General features: G+C 69.4%; 17 protein-coding genes. 12 read left to right on the top strand and 5 right to left on the bottom strand.

Translation table 11 applies throughout. The annotated features are described in order from the left end of the window. Nucleotides 1–17: 17 nt before the first annotated feature. Together Q8N19_RS04195 and Q8N19_RS04190 are read right to left on the bottom strand one after the other, a co-directional pair. Entirely contained in the window at nucleotides 18–470 is a 453-nt protein-coding gene (locus tag Q8N19_RS04195; protein ID WP_305588374.1) for a hypothetical protein, read from the bottom strand. A gap of 118 nt (nucleotides 471–588) precedes the next feature. Then, entirely contained in the window at nucleotides 589–2,529 is a 1,941-nt protein-coding gene (locus Q8N19_RS04190) for an ATP-binding protein (protein WP_305588373.1), read from the bottom strand. A gap of 189 nt (nucleotides 2,530–2,718) precedes the next feature. Between Q8N19_RS04190 and Q8N19_RS04185 the strand changes: the two genes are divergently transcribed. From Q8N19_RS04185 to Q8N19_RS04160, 6 genes are all read left to right on the top strand, one after another. Then, nucleotides 2,719–3,051, top strand: a complete 333-nt coding sequence (locus tag Q8N19_RS04185; RefSeq protein WP_305588372.1) for a hypothetical protein — start codon at nucleotides 2,719–2,721, stop codon at nucleotides 3,049–3,051. Between the two features lie 51 nt (nucleotides 3,052–3,102). Then, nucleotides 3,103–3,588: a hypothetical protein gene (locus tag Q8N19_RS04180; RefSeq protein WP_305588371.1), complete on the top strand. Its 486-nt coding sequence runs from the start codon at nucleotides 3,103–3,105 to the stop codon at nucleotides 3,586–3,588. A 97-nt stretch (nucleotides 3,589–3,685) separates the two neighbouring features. Then, entirely contained in the window at nucleotides 3,686–4,870 is a 1,185-nt protein-coding gene (locus Q8N19_RS04175; RefSeq protein ID WP_305588370.1) for a phosphoserine transaminase, read from the top strand. Between the two features lie 146 nt (nucleotides 4,871–5,016). Further along, nucleotides 5,017–6,594, top strand: coding sequence for a phosphoglycerate dehydrogenase (gene serA / locus Q8N19_RS04170; RefSeq protein ID WP_305588369.1), 1,578 nt, complete (start codon nucleotides 5,017–5,019; stop codon nucleotides 6,592–6,594). Nucleotides 6,595–6,634: 40 nt separating this feature from the next. Next, nucleotides 6,635–7,009 (top strand): hypothetical protein, encoded by a 375-nt coding sequence (locus tag Q8N19_RS04165; RefSeq protein ID WP_305284216.1) that lies wholly within the window; start codon nucleotides 6,635–6,637, stop codon nucleotides 7,007–7,009. A gap of 146 nt (nucleotides 7,010–7,155) precedes the next feature. After that, on the top strand, nucleotides 7,156–8,664 hold the full coding sequence (locus tag Q8N19_RS04160; RefSeq protein WP_305284215.1) for an inorganic phosphate transporter: 1,509 nt from the start codon (nucleotides 7,156–7,158) through the stop codon (nucleotides 8,662–8,664). On the opposite strand, the gene Q8N19_RS04155 is transcribed toward Q8N19_RS04160, so the two are convergent. Further along, complete coding sequence (locus Q8N19_RS04155; RefSeq protein WP_305284214.1) at nucleotides 8,642–9,175, bottom strand: NUDIX hydrolase; 534 nt, start codon at nucleotides 9,173–9,175, stop codon at nucleotides 8,642–8,644. The genes Q8N19_RS04160 and Q8N19_RS04155 overlap by 23 nt on opposite strands. A 208-nt stretch (nucleotides 9,176–9,383) precedes the next feature. Between Q8N19_RS04155 and Q8N19_RS04150 the strand changes: the two genes are divergently transcribed. From Q8N19_RS04150 to Q8N19_RS04140, 3 genes are read left to right on the top strand one after another with little or no spacing between them, the layout of a single operon-like run. Continuing rightward, nucleotides 9,384–10,232 (top strand): ImuA family protein, encoded by an 849-nt coding sequence (locus Q8N19_RS04150; protein ID WP_305284213.1) that lies wholly within the window; start codon nucleotides 9,384–9,386, stop codon nucleotides 10,230–10,232. A 16-nt stretch (nucleotides 10,233–10,248) separates the two neighbouring features. Beyond that, a complete protein-coding gene (locus tag Q8N19_RS04145) occupies nucleotides 10,249–11,673 on the top strand; it encodes a DNA polymerase Y family protein (RefSeq protein ID WP_370868333.1) in 1,425 nt (474 codons plus the stop codon). A gap of 7 nt (nucleotides 11,674–11,680) precedes the next feature. Next, nucleotides 11,681–14,896: an error-prone DNA polymerase gene (locus Q8N19_RS04140; protein ID WP_305284212.1), complete on the top strand. Its 3,216-nt coding sequence runs from the start codon at nucleotides 11,681–11,683 to the stop codon at nucleotides 14,894–14,896. A 13-nt stretch (nucleotides 14,897–14,909) separates the two neighbouring features. Here Q8N19_RS04140 and Q8N19_RS04135 read toward each other — a convergent pair whose 3' ends face one another. After that, on the bottom strand, nucleotides 14,910–15,905 hold the full coding sequence (locus Q8N19_RS04135) for a sensor histidine kinase (RefSeq protein WP_305284211.1): 996 nt from the start codon (nucleotides 15,903–15,905) through the stop codon (nucleotides 14,910–14,912). A 255-nt stretch (nucleotides 15,906–16,160) separates the two neighbouring features. On the opposite strand from Q8N19_RS04135, the gene Q8N19_RS04130 reads away from it, so the two are divergent. Beyond that, entirely contained in the window at nucleotides 16,161–17,675 is a 1,515-nt protein-coding gene (locus Q8N19_RS04130) for a carboxylesterase/lipase family protein (protein WP_305284210.1), read from the top strand. A 207-nt stretch (nucleotides 17,676–17,882) separates the two neighbouring features. Continuing rightward, entirely contained in the window at nucleotides 17,883–18,740 is an 858-nt protein-coding gene (locus Q8N19_RS04125; RefSeq protein ID WP_305588368.1) for a Ku protein, read from the top strand. 5 nt (nucleotides 18,741–18,745) lie between these two features. On the opposite strand, the gene efp is transcribed toward Q8N19_RS04125, so the two are convergent. Beyond that, nucleotides 18,746–19,312, bottom strand: coding sequence for an elongation factor P (gene efp / locus Q8N19_RS04120; RefSeq protein ID WP_300579140.1), 567 nt, complete (start codon nucleotides 19,310–19,312; stop codon nucleotides 18,746–18,748). A gap of 140 nt (nucleotides 19,313–19,452) precedes the next feature. On the opposite strand from efp, the gene epmA reads away from it, so the two are divergent. Continuing rightward, a partial coding sequence (gene epmA / locus Q8N19_RS04115; RefSeq protein ID WP_305588367.1) for an EF-P lysine aminoacylase EpmA occupies nucleotides 19,453–20,388 on the top strand: 936 nt, incomplete at its 3' end.

Raw genomic sequence — 20,388 nt, 5'->3', positions numbered from 1 at the left:
AGCAGCCGATCGATCCGTTAGCGGCGATAGCCGGGCCCATAGCCCTGGCCATAGCGGCGGTCATCGTCCCGGCGCTCCACATAGATGCGGGCGCTCAGGCGATCCATCCGGCGGTCCAGGTCGGCCATCTCCCAGCTGGTCAGGCCGCCCCGGCGATAGTGGTGCTCCAGACGCTGGAGGTCATTGAACTCGGCGCGCAGACGGAAAGCCTCGTTGCGGCTGAGGCTGCCGTTGCGCTGACCCATGTCGATCCGGCGTTCGAGATTGGCCTTGCGCTGGGCGATGGAGATCCAGGCCGGCTGGAAGGCGGGGCCGCGGGGCGGGCCGTAGTGCTGTCCGCCGTGCTGCGGCGCGCCATAGGCCGGGGCGTGATTGGGGGGCCCATAGCCGCCGGGGGCGGCGGCGGCGGCGGTGGCGAGGCCGGCGGTCAGGGCGGCGCCGGCGGTCAGGGCGATCAGCAGGGTCTTCATGGGGCTAACTCCTCGGTGCAGGTCAGCCGCGATCGGCGGCGTCGAGGAGAGAAAGCCATGGTGGCGCTGACCGCCGTCTGAGCGCCCGGTTGTCCCCGGTTCACCTTATTGGGGTGGTTCAGGCGACCTGGGCGGCCGCCTCGTCGGCCCGGCTCATCACCGTGCAGATGGTCTCATAGAGCTTGGCGATCTCGATGGGCTTGGCCACGTGGTCGTCCATGCCGGCGGCCAGATAGTCGCTGACCTGATGGGACAGGGCGTTGGCGGTCAGGGCGACGATGGGCGTGCGAGGCCGATGGGTCAGCCCCTCCTGCGTACGGATTTCCCGGGCCGCGGCGATGCCGTCCATCACCGGCATCTGGATATCCATCAGGATCATGTCATAGGCGCCGTCGGTCCAGGCGGCCACGGCCGCGGCCCCGTCGCCGACAATGTCGACCTCCAGACCCAGGGAGCCCATCACCGCCGACAGGACCTGCTGATTGGTGGGGTTGTCCTCCGCCGCCAGGATGCGCAGCGGCCGTCCATCGCCCTGATCGGGAGCGGCTTCGGCGGCGCCGTCATCCATGTCTCCCGACACCTTGGCCGATGGGGCAGAGGTTTCGCTTGCGACAGGCGCAGTGTCGGCCAGCCCGCGGGCCAGGGGCAGACGGACCTCGAACAGGGAGCCTTCGCCCTCGCGGCTGCGGGCGTGAATCTCGCCGCCCATCATCTGGGTCAGTTCCCGGCAGATGGACAGGCCAAGGCCGGTGCCGCCGAAGCGGCGGGTGGCGGTGGAGTCGGCCTGGGTGAACTTCTCGAACAACAGCGGCAGCTTGCCCGCGGGCACGCCGACGCCGGTGTCGTGGACGGTGAGGATGAGCCCCCCCAGGGGATCGGCCAGGAAGCGGGCCGAGACCGAGCCGGTCAGGGTGAACTTGACGGCGTTGGAGAGCAGGTTGCCGAGGATCTGGCGGATCCGGTTGGGATCGCCCCGCCACGGCCCCCGGGCGCTCTCATCGATCTCCACAGAGAAGGCGAGGCCGCGGCTTTCGGCCAGGACGCCATAGCTCGCCCGGGCGGTGGCCGCCACGGTCTCCAGGTCGAAGTCCTCCTCCACCAGGGTCAGCTTGCCGGCTTCGATCTTGGAGATATCCAGGACGTCGTTGATGACGGTGAGCAGCAGGCCGCCGGACTGACGGATCACCTCCAGCCGCCCGCGTTGGGCGGCCGGCAGGCGGTCCATGGCCATGACGTCGGCCATGGCCAGGACCCCGTTCAGGGGGGTGCGGATCTCGTGGCTCATATTGGCCAGGAACTGGGACTTCAGCACATTGGCCGCATTGGCCGCGTCCCGAGCCTCGACCAGCTCGTCCAGGGTCTTGTTCAGGTCCCGCTCGCGGGCGTCCAGGCGCGCCAGCAGATGGTTGAAGCTGACCGCGAGGCTGCCGAACAGATCATCCCGGGCCGTGAGGCTCACCGGCGTGAACTGGCCGCTGGCCGCCACCCGGCGCATGGCCTCCGACAGGCCCTGGACCGGGGCGATGACCTGGCTGGCCAGGCTGCGGGACAGGAAGAGGGCCACCCCGACTCCGCCAAAGAAGAGGGCGCCGGTGAGGGCGGCGAACTGCGGCAGCATGCCCATCAGCTGCGGCGGACGGGCCCGGACGCTGAGTTCGCCGATCATGCGGCCATCCCAGCTCAGGCGGTGGGTCACCGCCAGGACGGAGTCCGGGGCCGCTCCCGGGGCGGTGAACTGGGCCAGCACCGCGCCCTGGGCGTCGGTCAGGCGGACACTGGAAATCCTCGGGTCGCGGCTGAGCGCCCCCACCGCGGCGCCTGCGGCGTCGAGATCGCCGCGGGCCACGGCGGGCGCGGCGAGATCTGCGGTGACGACCGCCAGGGCCTGGTAGCTGGACCGGGCCTGTTCGCGGGCCACGGCCCACTGCTGGAGCATAAAGGTGGCGCAGGCCGCCAGCAGGACCACGACCGTCGTGACCAGCGCCACGCCGGCGACCTTCGCGTGGAAGGTCGCCTCATGCCGGGCGCCGGCAGGGTCGGAGGGGCGGTCCTTGACCAAGTTCGGGGCGAGCTCCTGGGAGGGTCAATCGCCCGTCTTAGGGGAATAGTCCTAATCATTCGCTTCCGGGACTCGCGCGAGACGCGAACGCAACCTCTGCGTGAACTTGTCACAGTTGCAAGGGCGGACGGGCGTTAACTTTTGGTTTAGCTTGTTAACATTCCGTTAACCCCCAGGAGGGATGCCCCCATGGAAAAGGCGTTTGTCGCCCAGCGTGTCGCCAACAAGCTGTTTGCGACGGAAGAATCTGTCGATGCGGCCCTGGTCGAAGCCACCGAGCTGATGACCGAAATGCTGAAGGCCCGTAAGGATGTGGGCGTTTCCACCGTGTTCGGCGACGAGGCCGCCGCCAAGCTCATCGACGCCATCAAGGCGCTGGGTGAAGCCCGCACCGCCATGGTCGGCGTGCACGGCGAGCTGAACGAGGCCAAGCTGCGCCTGGGCATCCGCACCAAGCTGGTCGGCCCTGACAAGCCGTTCGAACCCGTTCGGGCCGTCCCCACGATGCGGGACGTCGGCTGATTGCAATAGATTAACTTCGTTGCGTCTCTAATTGCGGTTAGAGGCGCAACGATGGCTGCTGGCACGATCTATATTCTGACGTGGGTTCTCCTTTGGACCCTGCTGTTGACCGTGTGCGCTTTTGCATTTCGCCGTGGCGGCCCCGCTGAGCGCCTCGGGGCTGGCCTGATTCTCACACTCACAGTTGTTACCGCCGCCGGCGACCTCTTCGCGTACTCGAATGGACTACGGCAGCACGAAGCATTTCTTGTCGGTCGGATGCTTCTTGAAGGCGCCCTAGCCTTAGGTTTTCTGGCGCTGGCTATACGCTTCACAAGCCTCTGGCTTGGCGGCGCCATGCTGTTCCAGGCGGTCCAATTCTCTCTTCAGGCGGCTTACTTCGTCCTGGAGCGTGCGCATGACGCCATCTATGTCGTCATCAACAATATAGATTTCCTCGGGATTCTGGCCTGCCTGACCGCCGGAACCCTGGCGGCGAGCCGGCGGCGACGGCGCGCGGAGGCCGAGGTCGATTTGACCCCGCCTGCGGTCACCTGAGACAATATTCAGCAAAAACTGCTTGTCCTGACGCGCAAATGAGCGTTTCTGCGCGGCGGGCCACGCCCTCCCAACGGGGCGCTGCTCATCTGCAAGGATGGGAGACATCGCAGTGACTGACCATACCAAGCCCGCCATGCGGCCGGCTCGCCCCGAGTTTTCGTCCGGCCCGTGCGCCAAGCGCCCCGGATGGACCCCCGAAAATCTGACCAACGCCGTCCTCGGACGCTCGCACCGCTCCAAGCTGGGCAAGGCGCGGCTGAAGGACGCCATCGACCGCACCCGCCAGGTGCTGGCTGTCCCCGACGACTTCCTGATCGGCATCGTCCCCGGTTCCGACACCGGCGCCGTCGAGATGGCCATGTGGTCAATGCTGGGCGCGCGGCCCGTGCAGCTGCTGGCCTTCGAGAGCTTCGGCAAGGACTGGGTCACCGACGTGACCAAGCAGCTGAAGATCGAGGCGGAGGTCCTGTCGGCCCCCTATGGCGAGTTGCCGGACCTGACCAAGGTGCGCAAGGACGCCGACCTGGTCTTCACCTGGAACGGCACCACCTCGGGCGTGCGGGTCCCGAACGGCGACTTCATCGCCGACGACCGCGAGGGCGTCACCATCTGCGACGCCACCAGCGCGGCGTTTGCGCAGGACCTGCCCTGGACCAAGCTCGATGTGGTGACCTTCTCCTGGCAGAAGGCGCTCGGCGGCGAGGCCGCGCACGGCGTGCTGATCCTGTCGCCCCGCGCCGTCGCCCGCCTGGAGAGCTACGCCCCGGCCTGGCCGATGCCCAAGCTGTTCCGCATGACCAAGGGCGGCAAGGTGAACCTCGAGATCTTCGAGGGCGCCACCATCAACACGCCCTCCATGCTGTGTGTGGAAGACGCCATCGACGCCCTGAAATGGGGCGAGCGCATTGGCGGCCTGGCCGAAATGCGCCGGCGCGCCGACGCCAATCTCGATGTCCTGGCCCGCTGGGTGGACAAGACGTCCTGGGTCGAGTTCCTGGCGGCCGATCCGGCCATCCGGTCCAACACCTCGGTGTGCCTGAAGGTCGTCGATCCGAAGGTCACGTCCCTGGACGAGGCCGCCCAGGCCGATTTCGCCAAGAAGCTCGCCTCGACCCTCGAGAAGGAAGGCGTGGCCCTGGACATCGGCGGCTATCGCGACGCCCCTCCCGGCCTGCGCATCTGGTGCGGCGCCACGGTGGAGACCTCCGACCTGGAGGCCCTGACCCCCTGGCTCGACTGGGCCTTTGAGTCCCTAGCCGCCGACCTGCAGGCCGCCTGATTCCCCCAAAAGCCCTCCCCCCATGCGGGGGAGGGTTGGGAGGGGGGTGAAACGCCGCCCCCCAATCAGGACCCTAAACCCTCGCCAACACCCCCACCCCAACCCCTCCCCGCAAGGGGGAGGGGCTCTGATGAAGAGAACCGCCCATGCCCCGCGTCCTCATCGCTGACAAGCTGAGCCCCGCCGCCATCGAGATCTTCAAACAGCGCGGCGTCGACGCCGATGTGAAGACTGGCCTGACCAAGGACGAACTCCTCCAGATCATCGGCGACTATGACGGCCTGGCCGTCCGCTCGGCCACCAAGGCCGACAAGGACGTCATCGCCGCCGCCAAGAACATGAAGGTCATCGGCCGGGCCGGCATCGGGGTCGACAATGTCGACATCCCTGCGGCCACCGCCGCCGGCATCGTGGTGATGAACACCCCCTTCGGCAACTCGATCACCACGGCCGAGCACGCCATCGCCATGATGTTCGCGCTCGCCCGCCAACTGCCCGCCGCCGACGTCTCCACCCAGGCCGGCAAGTGGGAGAAGAACCGCTTCATGGGCGTGGAGGTCTACGCCAAGACGCTCGGCCTGATCGGGGCCGGCAATATCGGCTCCATCGTCGCCGACCGGGCGCTGGGCCTGAAGATGAAGGTGGTGGCCTATGACCCCTTCCTGTCGCCGGAGCGCGCCGTGGAGCTGGGCGTCGAGAAGGTCGAGCTGGACGAGCTGCTGGCCCGGGCCGACTTCATCACCCTGCACACTCCGCTCACTGACAAGACCCGCAACATCCTGTCGGCCGAGAACCTGGCCAAGACCAAGAAGGGCGTGAAGATCGTCAACTGCGCCCGCGGCGGCCTGGTGGATGAAGCCGCCCTGCGCAAGCTGCTGGACGAGGGACACATCGGTGGCGCGGCCTTCGACGTCTTCGTCGAGGAGCCGGCGAAGGAGAATGTGCTGTTCGGGGCCGAGAACTTCATCGCCACCCCGCACCTGGGCGCCTCCACCAACGAGGCCCAGGAAAACGTCGCCCTGCAGGTGGCCGAGCAGATGAGCGACTATCTGCTCACCGGCGCGGTCACCAATGCGCTGAACTCGCCCTCGGTCACCGCCGAAGAAGCCCCGCGCCTGGCGCCCTTCATCGCGCTCGCCGGCAAGCTCGGCGTCTTCGCGGGCCAGATGGTCGACTACGGGGTGGCGGCCATCGACATCGCCTATGAGGGCGAGGTCTCCAAGCTGAACGCCAAGCCGCTGACCGCCGCGGCGCTCGCCGGCGTCCTGCGGCCCATGCTGGGCGACGCGGTCAACATGGTCTCGGCCCCGGCCGTGGCCAAGGAGCGCGGCATCACCCTCTCGGAATCCCACCAGGAAGACTCGCCCATCTATGAGAGCCTGATCCGCATCACCGTCACTACCGAGAAGGGCAAGCGCTCCTTCGCCGGCTCGGTGCTGGCGGGCACACCGCGGGTGGTGGAGGTCAAGGGCATGGATCTGGACGCGCCCTTCGGCCCGACCATGCTCTACGTCAACAACGAGGATAAGCCGGGCTTCATCGGCGCGCTCGGCGTCATGCTGGCAGAGGCCGGCGTCAACATCGCCACCTTCAACCTCGGCCGCGTCTCGGCCGGGGACGACGCCATCGCCCTGGTCGGCGTCGATCAGGTCCCCAGCGATGAGCTGATGGCCAATATCCAGGCCCTGCCCCACGTCAAGGAAGCGCGCACCCTGCGCTTCTAGCCCTCTTGCCAGGCGGCGGCGTCAAAGCGACGCTGCCGCCATGGCCGGCCCCCCTGACGAAAAACACTCCCGCACCCTACCTGGCGGCCGCGGCTATTGGTGGACGCAGCGCCTCTGGGCGCTGGCCGCCGACCTGCCCGTGCAGCAGGTCGCCCTCTCCGACATCCCTGAGTTTGACGTCGACTGCTGGTTCCAGGGTCGCCACACGCCCAGCATTCGTGAGGTGGCGGGCCACGCGCAGCGGATCTTCAACGCTGAGCTCTCCTATCCGGTGATCCTCAACGCCGAGGGCCAGCTGATGGACGGCGGCCACCGGCTGGCCAAGGCCTGGCTGGAGGGCCGAAGCCACATCGCCGCCGTGCGCTTCGTCGAGACCCCTGAGCCGGACTGGATCAAGACCGACGCCGACGCATAGTCCCTGAGGGCGCCTTCGGTTTCTCGATGGGCCGCGCGTTCACGACTTAGAGCTTAAGAGCCTGATGCGGCGCCGGCGAGCCTGTTTCCCGCGCCAGCCTGTGGTAATGCGCCGTCCACGGACGATCAGCCCCACGGACGCCGCCATTGGCCAAGACCACACTCGACAAGGACCTCGGTAAGGTCACGCGCCTGCAGAGCGCCACCCAGGACATCTCTCGTCAGATCGCCCTGCCGGGGCTGTCGATCCTGTTCCTTGTGGCCGTGACCATCTTCGCCACCCTGGTAGTGGCCGACGGGCCCCTGGCGATCTATGCGATCATCGGCGCGGTGGTCGCCGGCTATCTGGCCCTGAACATCGGAGCCAATGACGTCGCCAACAATATGGGTCCGGCGGTGGGCAGCAAGGCCCTGCCCATGGCCGCGGCCTTGGTCATCGCCGGCATCTGCGAGGCCGCCGGCGCCATCCTGGCCGGCGGGGACGTGGTCGCCACCGTCTCCAAGGGCATCATCACCCCGCCCGCCGATCTGGGAACCGTCAACTTTATCCTGGTGATGACCGCAGCCCTGTTCGCCGCCGCGGTCTGGATCAACCTGGCCACGGTGATCGGGGCGCCGGTCTCCACCACCCACTCCATCGTCGGCGCGGTGCTGGGCTCGGGCGTCGCCGCCGCCGGCTTCGGGGTGGTGGCGTGGCCGACGCTCGGCGCCATCGCCGCCAGCTGGGTCATCTCGCCCGTCCTGGGGGGACTGGTGGCCGCAGGCCTGCTGGGCCTGATCAAGGTGACCATCCTGTTCCGCCAGGACCGGATCGCTGCGGCCCGCACCTGGGTCCCCCTGCTGATCGCCCTGATGAGCGGGGTCTTCACCCTCTACATGCTGACCAAGGGGCTGAGCCGGGTCTGGAGCCCCTCGGGTCAGACGACGCTGATCCTGGCCGTGACCCTGAGCCTGGGGGGATGGCTGGCCGCCCGCCCCTGGGTGGCCCGCCGGTCGGCCGTGATGGAGAACCGGCGCAAGGAGGTCAGCCGGCTGTTCGTCCTGCCGCTGATCTGCGCAGCCGCCCTGCTGTCCTTCGCCCATGGGGCCAATGACGTGGCCAACGCCGTGGGGCCCCTGGCGGCCATTGTCAGCGCCGCCCAGACCGGGTCGGCCACCACGGCCGGCGATGTCGCCTTGCCGCTCTGGGTGCTGGCCATCGGAGCCCTGGGCATTTCGCTGGGCCTGGCCCTGTTTGGCCCTCGCCTGATCCGCACGGTGGGGGAGAAGATCACCAAGATGGACGCCATCCGGGCCTATTGCGTGGCCCAGGCTGCAGCCATCACCGTGCTGGGCGCCTCGACCCTGGGCCTGCCAGTGTCTTCCACCCACATCGCCATCGGCGGCATTTTCGGGGTGGGTCTGCTGCGGGAGATCCTGACCAATCGGGGGGTGCGCCGCCGGCCAAACGGGGCGGCGCCCGAGCCGACCGACCCCAGCCTGCCTCAGCCCCCCACCGAACTCACCGACCGGCAACGGGAGAAGACCGAGAAGCGTCGCCTGGTGCGCCGGCGCCATGCCTGGAGCATCGCCGCGGCCTGGGTGGTCACCGTTCCGGCCGCCGGCCTGCTGGCGGCGGGCATGTATGGTCTGCTCAGCGTCCTGACGCGGCTTTGACCTTGCGGCGGCCCTTGGCGGGTTTCGCCGGCGCCGCCAGAGTCTCCAGACGCTCAGCCGCCCGGTTGAGCAGGTCGACCAGACCCGGATCCCCGAGCCGGGCGGCGGCCTCCGGCAGGGTCATCCAACGGCGGCGCCTCTGGCCGCGTTCGGGCCAGCGATCCAGCTGCCGGGTCACCCGCAGGAGATAGAGGCTGACCTCCAGATCCTCGCGGCGATCACCGCGGATGCGGACGGAGGGATAGGCGCCGAGCGCCACATCCTCCACCTCGCCCTCGACGCCGGCCTCCTCCAGGGCCTCCTGGGCCGCGGATTCCCAGGGGGTGCGGCCGCTCATCAGCCCGCCCTTGGGAAAGACCCAACGTCCGGTGCGCCGGGAGGTGACCAGCAGGACTGAGACGCCCTTGTCGGTGACGCGATAGGGCACGGCCCCGGCCTGACGGGTCGGCGCCTCGTGCGTCTGGGGGGCTGGCGCTGGCCCCCGCCACCAGTCGATGAATCGTCGCAGCATGCGCGCCCTTCCTTGCGATGCGGCGCCTGGATGAGGACGCAACGCGGGGCGCGGGCTCCGGTTCTCGATCCAGACGGCGCCCGCGCGGTCCCTGGGGGTATCAGATTCGTCGGCCCCGGCGAGGGCTCAGACCCGGGACTCATTCTGGGTTGATTGACTCTGGCGGACTCCGGACTAGAACAAAAGAAGAACAAGAGGATGAGGAGCCATGGCCGGTTTTCGCAGCGGGCGTCTGGACGCCGTGCGGGCGAAGATCGCCGCCCTGGAGACGGGCGGACGGGGAGACTCCGAGTCACTCTCCTTCGGCGACGTGTCGGTCGACCGCTGCTTCCCCGGCGGCGGGGGCCTGCCCCTTCACCGCTGGCATGAGCTGGGGGGCGAGGGGATGGAGGCCGAGACCGCCGCGGCGCCGGCCGCCTTCGTCGCCCTGCTGGCCAGGCCTCTGCTGAAGATGGGGCCGGCCGTCTGGATCGCCCGGCAGGACGACCTGCACCCGCCCGGCCTGGCGGGTCTGGGCTTTCCCGCAGGCGGGCTGATCGAGGTCTGGGTCCGGGACGAGGCCCAGGCCCTGGCCGCGGCCGAGGACGCCCTGGGGGCGTCCGGGGTAGGGGCGGTGATCGTGGAGGCCCAGGCCTGCGACCTGACGGCGGGCCGCAGGCTGCAACTGGCCTGCGAGAAGGGGCGGGCCACCGGCTTCCTGATCGCCCGGCGGCCTTTCGGCGGCGGGGCTCCAGGGATCGCCGGCGGATCGGCGGCGGCCACCCGCTGGTCCATCGCCTCGGCCCCCAGCGCGCCAGCCCCTGGGCGACCAGGACTCGGCCCGCCGCGATGGCGGGCGAGCTTGGAGCGCTGTCGCGGCGGGCGTCCCGGCGCCTGGCTGTTTGAAAGTCCCGGGGCCTATTCAGATACGGAGATCCAGGATGACGCGCATCCTCTGCGCCTGGTCGCCGAGCTGGGCGATCGACAACTGGCGCCGGCGCAACCCGCCCGCCCCGCAAGCCCGCCCATCCGATTCCCCGTCGGGGGCGAGGACGCCGCCCGTCGCCGCCGCGCCTGAACCGCCCCTGGCCCTGGTGGAGACGAGCCGCGGAACCCGCCGGCTGGCCGCGGTGGGCCGCGCGGCCGCGGCCCTGGGCCTGTTTCCCGGCCAGAAGGCCGCCGACGCCCTGGCCTATGTCCCAGACCTCGTCACCGCCGAGGCCGAGCCCGAGGCCGACGCCCAGGCCCTGCGGGCCCTGGTCGACTGGTGCGTGCGGTTTTCGCCGGCCGTGGCGCCTGATCCCCCGGACGGCCTGTTCCTGGACATTACCGGCCTGGCTCATCTGTGGGGGGGCGAGGCCGCCCTGGTGGCCGACTTTCGCCGGCGTCTCGCCCGCAACGACCTGCCCGTGGTCTGCGGCGTGGCCGATACGCCCGGCGCGGCCTGGGCCCTGGCTCGCCACGGGGACGGCGCCAGCCTCTGCCCGCCTGGCCGACAGGGCGAGGTGCTGGACCATCTGCCGCCCAGCGCTCTGCGGATTTCTGAGCCCGCCTGCGCCCAGCTGGAGCGCCTGGGTCTGCGCAGGATCGGGGAGGTCCGCCGCCTGCCCCGCAGCCAGCTGGCCCGGCGTTTCGGCCTGGAGCTGATCACCCGCCTGGATCAGGCCATGGGCGAGGCGCCCGAGGCCCTGGCCTTTCGCCGGCCGGCCAATCCCTGGTTTGACCGCCTGGCCCTGGCCGAGCCGATCAGCACGCCAGAGGACCTGGCCCGGGTGTGCGGCGACATCGTCGAGCGCCTCTGCGCCCGGCTGAGCGCCGAGGGCCAGGGCGCCCGGCGTTTCGAGATCGCCTATCACCGGGTGGATGGCCGCCCCCAGACCGTGGAGGTGGGCCTGGCCGTGGGCGCCCGGGAGGCGCCGCGCATCACCCGCCTCTTCCTGCCCCGGCTCGACCAGGTGGATCCGGGCTTTGGGGTGGAGCAGGTGACGCTCGCGGCCTTCGAGGTGGAGGCGTTGAGCGCCAGCCAGGCGGCCCTGGCGTCGGAGCAGGCCGCGGGCGGCGGTATCGAGATCGCGCCTTTGGTAGACCGCCTGGCCAACCGCCTGGGAGCTGAACGGGTCTGGACCAGCCAGGCGGTGGAGAGCCATGTGCCCGAGCGGGCGGTGGCCAGGCGGGCGCCCTTGTCCCCCGAGCCCCCGGCCCGCTGGGACCCGGCGCAGCCAAGGCCTATCCGCCTGTTCCGGCGCCCCGAACCCATCGAGGCCACCGCCCCCGTGCCCGACGACCCGCCGGTGCAGTTCCGCTGGCGGGGCCAGCTGCATCGGGTCCGTCTGGCCGAGGGACCTGAGCGGATCGCCGAGGAATGGTGGAAGGCCCCCATCGGGGCGGTTTCGGCTACCCATGTGCGCGACTATTACCGGGTGGAGGACCAGGCGGGCGGCCGTTTCTGGATCTTCCGCGCCGGTCTCTATGAGGCGGGCGCCCCGGCCAGGTGGTGGCTGCACGGCCTGTTCGGATAGGCGAGCCATGTCGCTTACCCCCTCCCCCGCCTATGCCGAGCTGATGGCGGCCAGCAACTTCTCCTTCCTGAAGGGCGCCTCGCACCCTTGGGAGCTGGTGGCCACCGCCGAGGCTTTGGGGATTTCGGCCATCGGCGTCTGCGACCGCAACAGCCTGGCCGGCGTCGTGCGGGCCTGGAGCGCCGGGCGCGAGCGCAACATCAGGGTCCTGACCGGCGCCCGGCTGGACTTCGCCGACGGGACGCCGAGCCTGGTCTGCTACCCCAAGGACCGGGAGGCCTATGGCCGCCTGACCCGCCTGCTGACGCTCGGCCAACGGCGGGCCAAGAAGGGGGGCTGCGAACTCTTCTACGAGGACTTCGCCGCCCATGCGGAGGGTCAGGTGGCGCTGGTCGTGCCGCCTGAGCGGCTGCATGAGGCCTTTGCTCAGGCCCTGGCCAGGACGGCGGGCGATTTTCGGGGCCAGGTCTGGCTGGCGGCAGCGCGGGGCTATGGCGCCCGGGACCTGCCCCGACTGGCCCATCTGCAGGCCCTCTCGAGCGCCAGCGGCGCGCCCATGACGGCGGTCAATGACGTGCTCTATCACGGGCCGGAGCGGCGGCCTTTGCAGGATGTCCTGACCTGCATCGCCGAAAAGACCACCATCGATCAGGCCGGCTGGCGCCTGGCGGCCAACGCCGAGCGGCACCTGAAGTCGCCCTCCGAAATGGCCCGCCTGTTCGCCCGCTTCCCAGAGGCCCTTGCGCAGTCGACAGCCGTGGCTGGCCTGATCGACTTCGACCTGTCCGAGCTGCGCTACGAATATCCCGACGAGCCCGTGCCGCCGGGCAAGACCCCCATCGCCCACCTGCGCGACATCACCTGGCGCGGCGCCTCCCAGCGCTATCGCCGGGGCGTGCCCGACAAGGTGCGGCGGCTGCTGAACCACGAGCTCGATCTGATCGAGCGGCTGGACTACGCCAACTATTTCCTCACCGTCCACGACATCGTCGCCTGGGCCAGGGCCCAGGGCATCCTCTGCCAGGGGCGGGGATCGGCGGCCAATTCCTGCGTCTGCTTCTGTCTGGGCGTCACCGCGGTGGACCCCACCAAGCCCGACCAGGACCTGTTGTTTTCCCGCTTCATCTCCGAAGAGCGCGGCGAGCCCCCGGACATCGACGTGGATTTCGAGCACGAGCGCCGGGAAGAGGTGATGCAGTATGTCTATGGCCGCTATGGGCGCGACCGGGCGGCGATCTGCGCCACCGTCATCCACTATCGCCCGCGCATGGCCATCCGCCAGGTGGGCAAGGCGCTCGGCCTCACCGAGGACGTGACCGCGGCGCTGGCCGGCACGGTCTGGGGCAGCTACGGGACCGGCACGCCCGATGATCATGTCCGCCAGACGGGCCTGGACCCGGACAACCCCCAGATCCGCCGGGCCACCACGCTGGCCACAGAGCTGATCGGCTTTCCCCGCCACCTGTCGCAGCATGTGGGGGGCTTCATCCTCACCAAGCGGCGGCTGGACGAGACCGTGCCCATCGGCAACGGGGCCATGAAGGACCGCACCTTCATCGAGTGGGACAAGGACGACATCGATGCGCTCGGCCTGATGAAGGTCGATGTCCTGGCGCTCGGCATGCTGAGCGCCCTGCGCAAGAGCCTCACCATGCTGCGGGCCGACCACGGCCAGCACCTGCATGACCTGGCCGACATCCCTCAGGAGGACCCGGCGGTCTATGAGATGCTGTCCCGGGCCGATTCCGTCGGCGTCTTCCAGGTGGAGAGCCGGGCCCAGATGTCCATGCTGCCCAGGCTCAAGCCCCGGCGGTTCTATGACCTGGTGATCGAGGTGGCCATCGTGCGGCCAGGCCCCATCCAGGGCGACATGGTCCACCCCTATCTGCGCCGCCGGGAAGGCAAGGACCCGGTGGACTTCCCCGCCCCCCATCCCGACCACGGCCCGGCCGACGAGCTGAAACAGGTGCTGGGCAAGACGCTGGGGGTGCCGCTCTTCCAGGAACAGGCCATGCGCCTGGCCATCGAGGCGGCCAAGTTCACCGACGCCGAGGCCAACGGCCTGCGCCGGGCCATGGCCACCTTCCGCCACCACGGCAATGTGGGGGACTATGGGGTCAAGTTCATCGAGGGCATGGTCGCCCGGGGCTATGACCCCGACTTCGCCAGGCGCTGCTTCGCCCAGATCGAAGGCTTCGGCTCCTATGGCTTCCCTGAGAGCCACGCCATCAGCTTCGCGCTGCTGGTCTACGCCTCGGCCTGGGTCAAGCAGCGCTGGCCCGACGTCTTTTGCGCAGCGCTCCTCAACAGCCAGCCCATGGGCTTCTACCAGCCCGCCCAGCTGGTCCGGGACGCCCGCGACCACGGGGTGGAGGTGCGCGGCCCCGACATCCTGGCCAGCGCCTGGGACTGCACCCTGGAAACCCCGGACGCCGAGGGCCGGCTGAAGGCCGTGCGCCTGGGCCTGCGGATGATCAAGGGCCTGAACCGGGAGGAGATGGATCGGCTGACCGCCGCCCGGGCGGCCGGCGCCGACACCCTGCCGCAGCTGGCCCGTCAGGCCCGCCTGTCGCAGCGGTCCCTGGAGCTGCTGGCCGAGGCCGACGCCTGCCGGTCGCTCGCCCTCGACCGGCGCGCCGCCCTGTGGCTGGCCAAGGGTCTGACCGGGGAGGGCCGGGTGGAGGACACCGCCCCCTTGTTCGCCCGCCAGGGCGGCCTGGGCGCGACGGAGACCCAGGCCGCCCTGCCCCTGATGAGCCTGCCCCACCAGGTGGCCGAGGACTACCGGACGACGCGCCTGTCCCTGAAGGCCCACCCCTGCGGCTTCTTCCGCCGGGGGCTGGCGGACCGGGGCGCAGTTCCCGCCGCCCAGCTGGCTAGCCTGCGGCACGGCGCCAAGGTCTGCGTGGCCGGCCTCGTCCTGGTCCGCCAGCGGCCGGGGACGGCCAAGGGGGTCACCTTCGTCACCCTGGAGGACGAGACCGGAGGGGCCAATCTGGTGATCTGGAAGGACGCCTTCGAGGCGAACCGCCGCCTGGTCATGACCTCGGCCTTCCTGCTGGTCCACGGCCGGCTGCAGAAGGCCGGCGAGGTGATCCATGTGGTCGCCGAGCGCTTCGAGGACCTGACCCCCCAGCTCTCCCGCCTGCGGGAGGACAAGGCCGAAATCCGCGCCGCCTCCAACGTCACTGGCCGCCTGATCCGCAGCCGGGACTTTCATTGAGGGGGCGCGGTCCTCAGGTCGCCAGGCGGTCGGCCTTGAACTTCAGGGTCGCGATCATGCCTTCGACGGGCCACAGGTACTCCACCGACCCGCGCAGCTGACGTTCCACCACACGGTCGAGGAGGCGTCCGCCAAATCCCGACCCTGGGTTCGGGGCGCTGACTGCCGGCCCACCGCGCTCTGTCCAGACGATCACCGCCTCGTCCTGTACGATCTTGCACGACACATCGAGCAATCCGGCCGCCGCCGAGAGCGCGCCGTACTTGACGGCGTTGGTGGCCAGCTCGTGGATCACCAGGGCCAGGGCCGTGGCGGCGCCTTCGCCAATACCAATCCGGGGCACTGAAACCCGGATGCGTCCGCTGAAGGCGCCAAGATCGTCATAGGGGTTGAGCAGCACCGACAAGAGGTCGCCAAGCAAGGTCGCCTCATCGGTCTGGCCCGGCACCGGGCGGACCAGGTCGTGAGCCCGCCCCAAGGCGGCGAGCCTTAGAATCAGCTCCCGCGCCATGTCCTCCTTGGTCTCCGCAGATCGCGAGGTCATCGAGGTCAACGCGCCGGCGATGGTGATCAGGTTCTTGACCCGATGACTCATTTCCCCGGCCAGCAGCTCGTTGGACTCCTCGGCCTGCTTGCGGCCGGTGACGTCGAGAAAGACGCCGTACATGACGCGGCCCTCGATATCCTCGTCATCCCCCCGCCCCCGCGCCGAAATCCAGCGCACGTCGTCCCCGACCAGAATTCGGAAGTCGATCTCATAGGGGCCGACGATGCCGCGCGTGGCGTTGAAGGCCACCCGCACCCGGTCGCGGTCCGCGGGGTGAATATGGGCGGACAGGTCTTCGAACGTGACGGCCACGTCCCGGGCCACGGTCCAAAGCCCGTAGCCGATATCGTCCATGGTCAGGGCGTCGCTGTCGACGTTCCAAGACCACAGGGCGACCCCGGCGGCGGTCACGCCGAGCCGCAGGCGCCGTTCATCCCAAACAGGGGCGTTCGGCTCAGCCATCGACATGCATTCCTTAGCCCTTTTCGGAAACCGCGGCCCAGCCACCGGATCAGGTGAGCGGTAGCAACCTTGGCCGATGCACGTCGGCCCGCCGCCGCGCCAAGGCGGCGCCGGGATTTCTGGTTACCACATCTCGTGACAACTGCGGCGGCTGCCGGGGGGCGGCGCAGGCGCCCCATGTCACACAGCCTTCCCTTGACCTTGGCCCTGCCGCCCCGTCTCCTCCGCTACCGAACAGGGATGGAGGCTTCACGGATGCGGGCTTGGATCATGGCGGCGGCCCTGGCGCTGGCCGCCACGCCGGCAGGCGCCGAGACGGTGCGGGCCAGCGTCGAGAGCGGCATTCTCGCCGGCGAGGCCACCGACCGGGCGCGGATCTTCCGCAACATCCCCTATGCCGCGCCGCCGGTCGGGCCCTTGCGCTGGGCGCCGCCGGCCGCGCCCAAGCCCTGGACCGGCGCGCGGCCGGCGGTCGAGGCCGGCCCCTCCTGTCCCCAGCCCATGCGCGAGGACGGCGCCCCCAACGCCGGCGGCGCCAATGGGCCTATGAGCGAGGACTGCCTGCAGCTCAACGTCTTCGCCCCCCTTTACCGGCCTGACGCCAAGCCGGCCCCCGTCATGGTCTGGCTCCACGGCGGATCGCACCGCACGGGCGCGGGCTGGGTCTATGACGGCCAGAACTTCGCCCGCGACGGCGTGGTGCTGGTGTCGATCAACTACCGGCTGGGGCCGCTCGGCTACTTCGCCCATCCGGCGCTGACCAAGACCGCCGGCGCCAGGGCCCCGCTGGGGTCCTATGGGCTGATGGACCAGATCGCAGCGCTGAAATGGGTCCAGCGCAACATCGCCGCCTTCGGGGGCGATCCGAACAATGTGACTGTGTTCGGGGAATCCGCCGGCGGCATGAGCACGCTCGCCCTGCTGGCGACGCCCCAGGCCAAAGGGCTGTTTCACAAGGCCATCGTCCAGTCGGGCGGCGGCTGGTTTGAGCCCGACAGCCTGAAAGACCAGGAGAAGGTCGGCCTCGCCGCCGCCGAGAAGCTCGGCCTGCTCGCCAAGGCGACCGTGGCCCAGCTACGCGCCGTCCCCGCCGAGACCCTGATTGCAAAGGTGGACGGCGAGTTCGGACCCTTCCCCGACGGGCGGCTTCTGCCACGCACAGCCACCCAGGCCTTCGCCGCCGGCGCCGAGATCGATGTGCCGATGATCATCGGCTGGAACAATGGCGAGGACAGCCTGCTGGGCGGCCCTGGCGGCGGGGCGAAGTTCGCCGCCAGCCTGCCGCCCATGGCCAGGGCCTTCTACGAGGAGGCCGCCGCCGAAGGGGATGAGGCGTTTGGTCGGGCGGTCTTCACCGACCGGGCCTTTGGGGCGCCGGCCCGCTGGATCGCCGGCCAGGGCGCCGACGGGGCGCCGGTCTTCCTCTATCACTTTTCCTATGTGGGCGACCGGTTCCGGCGAGTCCTGGACCGCGCCCATCATGCGGCGGAGATCCAGTACGTCTTCGAATACTGGGGCCGCCGGACGCCCGACAGCGTGGTCAGCGACGAGGACCGGGCCATGGCGACCCTGATGCACGGCTGCTGGGTCGCCTTCGCCAGCACGGGCGCGCCGTCCTGCGAGGACCAGGCCTGGCCGGCCTATGACCCGGTGTCCGACCAGCTCCTGGAGTTCGGCGCCGAGACCGCCGTGCGCCAGGGCTTCGCCCGCCGCCAGCTGGACGCCCTGGAACAGTTCACCCTGCCGACGCTCGGCTTGCCGGCGAAGTAGGCGAAACCTTCTCAACCGTCACCCTCGGGCTCGTCCCGAGGGTCCCTCGTCGAGGCGGGCGCGAGCGGAGACAGGGATCCTGGGCACAAGGCCCAGGATGACGGTGGAGGGGGGAGATCTGTCCCCTCTTTCCTGAATCCCCAACCCCCGAACGAATCACCGGCCAGGGCGTTGAGCTGACTTGAGCAATTCGCCGGAGTTCCTCCCATGGCCGCCCGTCCCACCTGGCAGGGTTATCTGCGCCTGTCCCTCGTGAGCTGTCCCGTGGCCCTCTATACCGCCACCAGCCGGGGCGGCGATGTCAGCTTCAACATGCTGCACAAGGACACCCACAACCGCATCCGCATGATCCCCACCGATCCCGACAGCGGGCCGGTGGACCGGGCCGACATCGTCAAGGGCTTCGAGATCGAGAAGGGGCGCTATGTCGTCCTGACCCAGGACGAGATCAACAACGTCAAGCTTGAGACCACCCGCAGCCTGGATATCGAACGGTTCGTCGACGAGACCGATATCGACCGGCTCTACTGGAACGCCCCCTATTTCCTCGTGCCCGACGGGGACATGGCGGTAGAGGCCTATACGGTGATCCGCTCGGCCATGGAGGCGTCGGGCAAGGTGGCGCTGGGCCGGCTGGCCATGCACCAGCGCGAGCGGGTCATGGCCCTGGAGCCCCGGGGCCTGGGCATCCTCGCCTACACCCTGCGTTCGAACGACGAGGTGCGCAGCGCCGAGGAGGCCTTTGAGGACATTCCCGACGTCAAGCCGGACAAGAAGATGGTCGAGATCGCCACCAAGATCATCGAACAGCAGGAGGGCGACTTCGACCCGGCCATGTTCGCCGACCGCTACGAAGAGGCCCTGCGCGCCCTGATCGCCGAAAAGGAAGAGGGCCACACCATCGAAGCGCCTGAGGCGCCCAAGGACCTGGAGGTCAGCGACCTCATGGAGCAGCTGAAGCGCAGCCTGGGCGACACCGGCGGCGCCCGGCGCAAGCCCGCCAGCCGCGCCGGCGCCAAGGCCAAGCGCGGGCCGGCCAAATCAACCCGGAAGAAGAGCGCCTAAGGAGCTCAGTCCTTGGCGCGTTCCACATAGGAGCCGTCCTCGGTGAGGACGACGATGCGGGTGCCTACGGTGATGTAGGGCGGAATCATGACCCGCAGGCCCGCATCGGTCATGGCCGGCTTGTAGGAGGACGAGGCCGTCTGGCCCTTCATGGCCGGCTCGGTCTCGGTGATCTCGACGGTCACCCTTGATGGCAGGGAGATGGCGATGGGCACGCCCTCATGGGTCGAGAGCTGCACGGCCATGCCGTCCTGCAGATAGACCTTGGCGTCGCCGATCACGTCTTCCGGGGCCACCAGCTGGTCGAAGTTTTCCGGGTTCATGAAGTGATAGCCCTCGCCGTCCTGGTACAGGAAGGTGTGCTCCCGCTCCTCGACGAAGGCCCGCTCCACCTGCTCGGTGGTGCGGTAGCGTTCCGACACCTTCACCCCGTCGGAGATGCGGCGCATGTTCAGCTGGGTCACGGGCGTGCCCTTGCCGGGGTGGATGTTCTCGACGGTCAGGACCACGTAGAGCTTGCCGTCCACATCGACGACATTACCCTTGCGGAGCGAGCTGGCGGCGACCTTCACGTGATGTCTTCCTCGAACCTGGGGCGGACCGGCGCGGGCCCGCAGATCTCAAAAACCTATAGAGGTCCCGCGCACCTATAGGATCGCAGGCGTTTTCGCCAGCTTTGGCGCTGATTTTCCATTCCTGGCCGGACAACTTCATGCCGCACGTGACGCCCTGGTGGGATCGGGACGCCCACCGCGACCGCCGCCCCTTCCTGACCGCACGCGGGCAGGTCACCCGGGCGGTGCGCCGCTGGTTCGAGGCCCAGGGCTTCACCGAGGTGGAGGCCGCAGCCCTCCAGGTGTCCCCGGGCAATGAGGCGCACCTGCACGCCTTTTCGACAGAGGCCATCGGGCACGACGGGCGCCGCGCGGCCCTGCATCTGCACACCTCGCCGGAATTCGCCTGCAAGAAGCTGCTGGCGGCGGGCGAGACCAAGATTTTTGACCTGGCGCGGGTGTGGCGCAACCGCGAGCGCGGGCCTTTGCACCATCCGGAATTCACCCTGCTGGAATGGTATCGGACGGACGAACCCTATGAGGCACTGATGGAGGACTGCGCCCGCCTGTTGGCCCTGGCGGCCGACACCGTGGGCGCCAAGGCCCTGACCTGGCGAGGCGCCGAGGCCGATCCCTTCGCCGAGCCGGACAGGATCACGGTGGCCCAGGCCTATGATCGGTTTGCGCGGATCGACCTGCTGGCCACGGTGGGTGAGGGCGGGGCCACCGACCGCGCCGCCCTGGCTGCGGCGGCCCGCGCGGCGGGCGTGCGGGTGGCGGCCGACGACACCTGGGCCGACATCTTCAGCCGCATCATGGTCGAGAAGGTGGAGCCGAACCTGGGCTTCGGACGGCCGACCATCCTTTGCGAATATCCCACCGCCGAGGCCGCGCTCGCCCGCCCCAAGGCCAGCGATCCCCGGGTGGCCGAGCGGTTCGAGCTCTATGCCTGCGGGGTGGAGCTGGCCAACGCCTTTGGCGAACTCACCGACCCAGGCGAGCAACGCCGGCGGTTCGAGGCCGAGATGGACGAAAAGGCCCGGGTCTATGGAGAGCGCTATCCCATCGATGAGGATTTCCTGGCTGCGCTGGCC

Source organism: Phenylobacterium sp. (assembly GCF_030693405.1).
GTDB lineage: Bacteria > Pseudomonadota > Alphaproteobacteria > Caulobacterales > Caulobacteraceae > Phenylobacterium.
Note: the sequence above shows the minus strand (reverse complement) of the source record. Positions and strands in the feature narration are given on the sequence as shown.

Coding starts and splice junctions, on each gene's coding strand:
- Q8N19_RS04195 (WP_305588374.1), bottom strand. CDS start 470: ATGAAGACCCTGCTGATCGCCCTGACCGCCGGCGCCGCCCTGACCGCC.
- Q8N19_RS04185 (WP_305588372.1), top strand. CDS start 2,719: ATGGAAAAGGCGTTTGTCGCCCAGCGTGTCGCCAACAAGCTGTTTGCG.
- Q8N19_RS04180 (WP_305588371.1), top strand. CDS start 3,103: ATGGCTGCTGGCACGATCTATATTCTGACGTGGGTTCTCCTTTGGACC.
- Q8N19_RS04175 (WP_305588370.1), top strand. CDS start 3,686: ATGGGAGACATCGCAGTGACTGACCATACCAAGCCCGCCATGCGGCCG.
- serA (WP_305588369.1), top strand. CDS start 5,017: ATGCCCCGCGTCCTCATCGCTGACAAGCTGAGCCCCGCCGCCATCGAG.
- Q8N19_RS04165 (WP_305284216.1), top strand. CDS start 6,635: ATGGCCGGCCCCCCTGACGAAAAACACTCCCGCACCCTACCTGGCGGC.
- Q8N19_RS04155 (WP_305284214.1), bottom strand. CDS start 9,175: ATGCTGCGACGATTCATCGACTGGTGGCGGGGGCCAGCGCCAGCCCCC.
- Q8N19_RS04150 (WP_305284213.1), top strand. CDS start 9,384: ATGGCCGGTTTTCGCAGCGGGCGTCTGGACGCCGTGCGGGCGAAGATC.
- Q8N19_RS04140 (WP_305284212.1), top strand. CDS start 11,681: ATGTCGCTTACCCCCTCCCCCGCCTATGCCGAGCTGATGGCGGCCAGC.
- Q8N19_RS04135 (WP_305284211.1), bottom strand. CDS start 15,905: ATGGCTGAGCCGAACGCCCCTGTTTGGGATGAACGGCGCCTGCGGCTC.
- Q8N19_RS04130 (WP_305284210.1), top strand. CDS start 16,161: ATGCGGGCTTGGATCATGGCGGCGGCCCTGGCGCTGGCCGCCACGCCG.
- Q8N19_RS04125 (WP_305588368.1), top strand. CDS start 17,883: ATGGCCGCCCGTCCCACCTGGCAGGGTTATCTGCGCCTGTCCCTCGTG.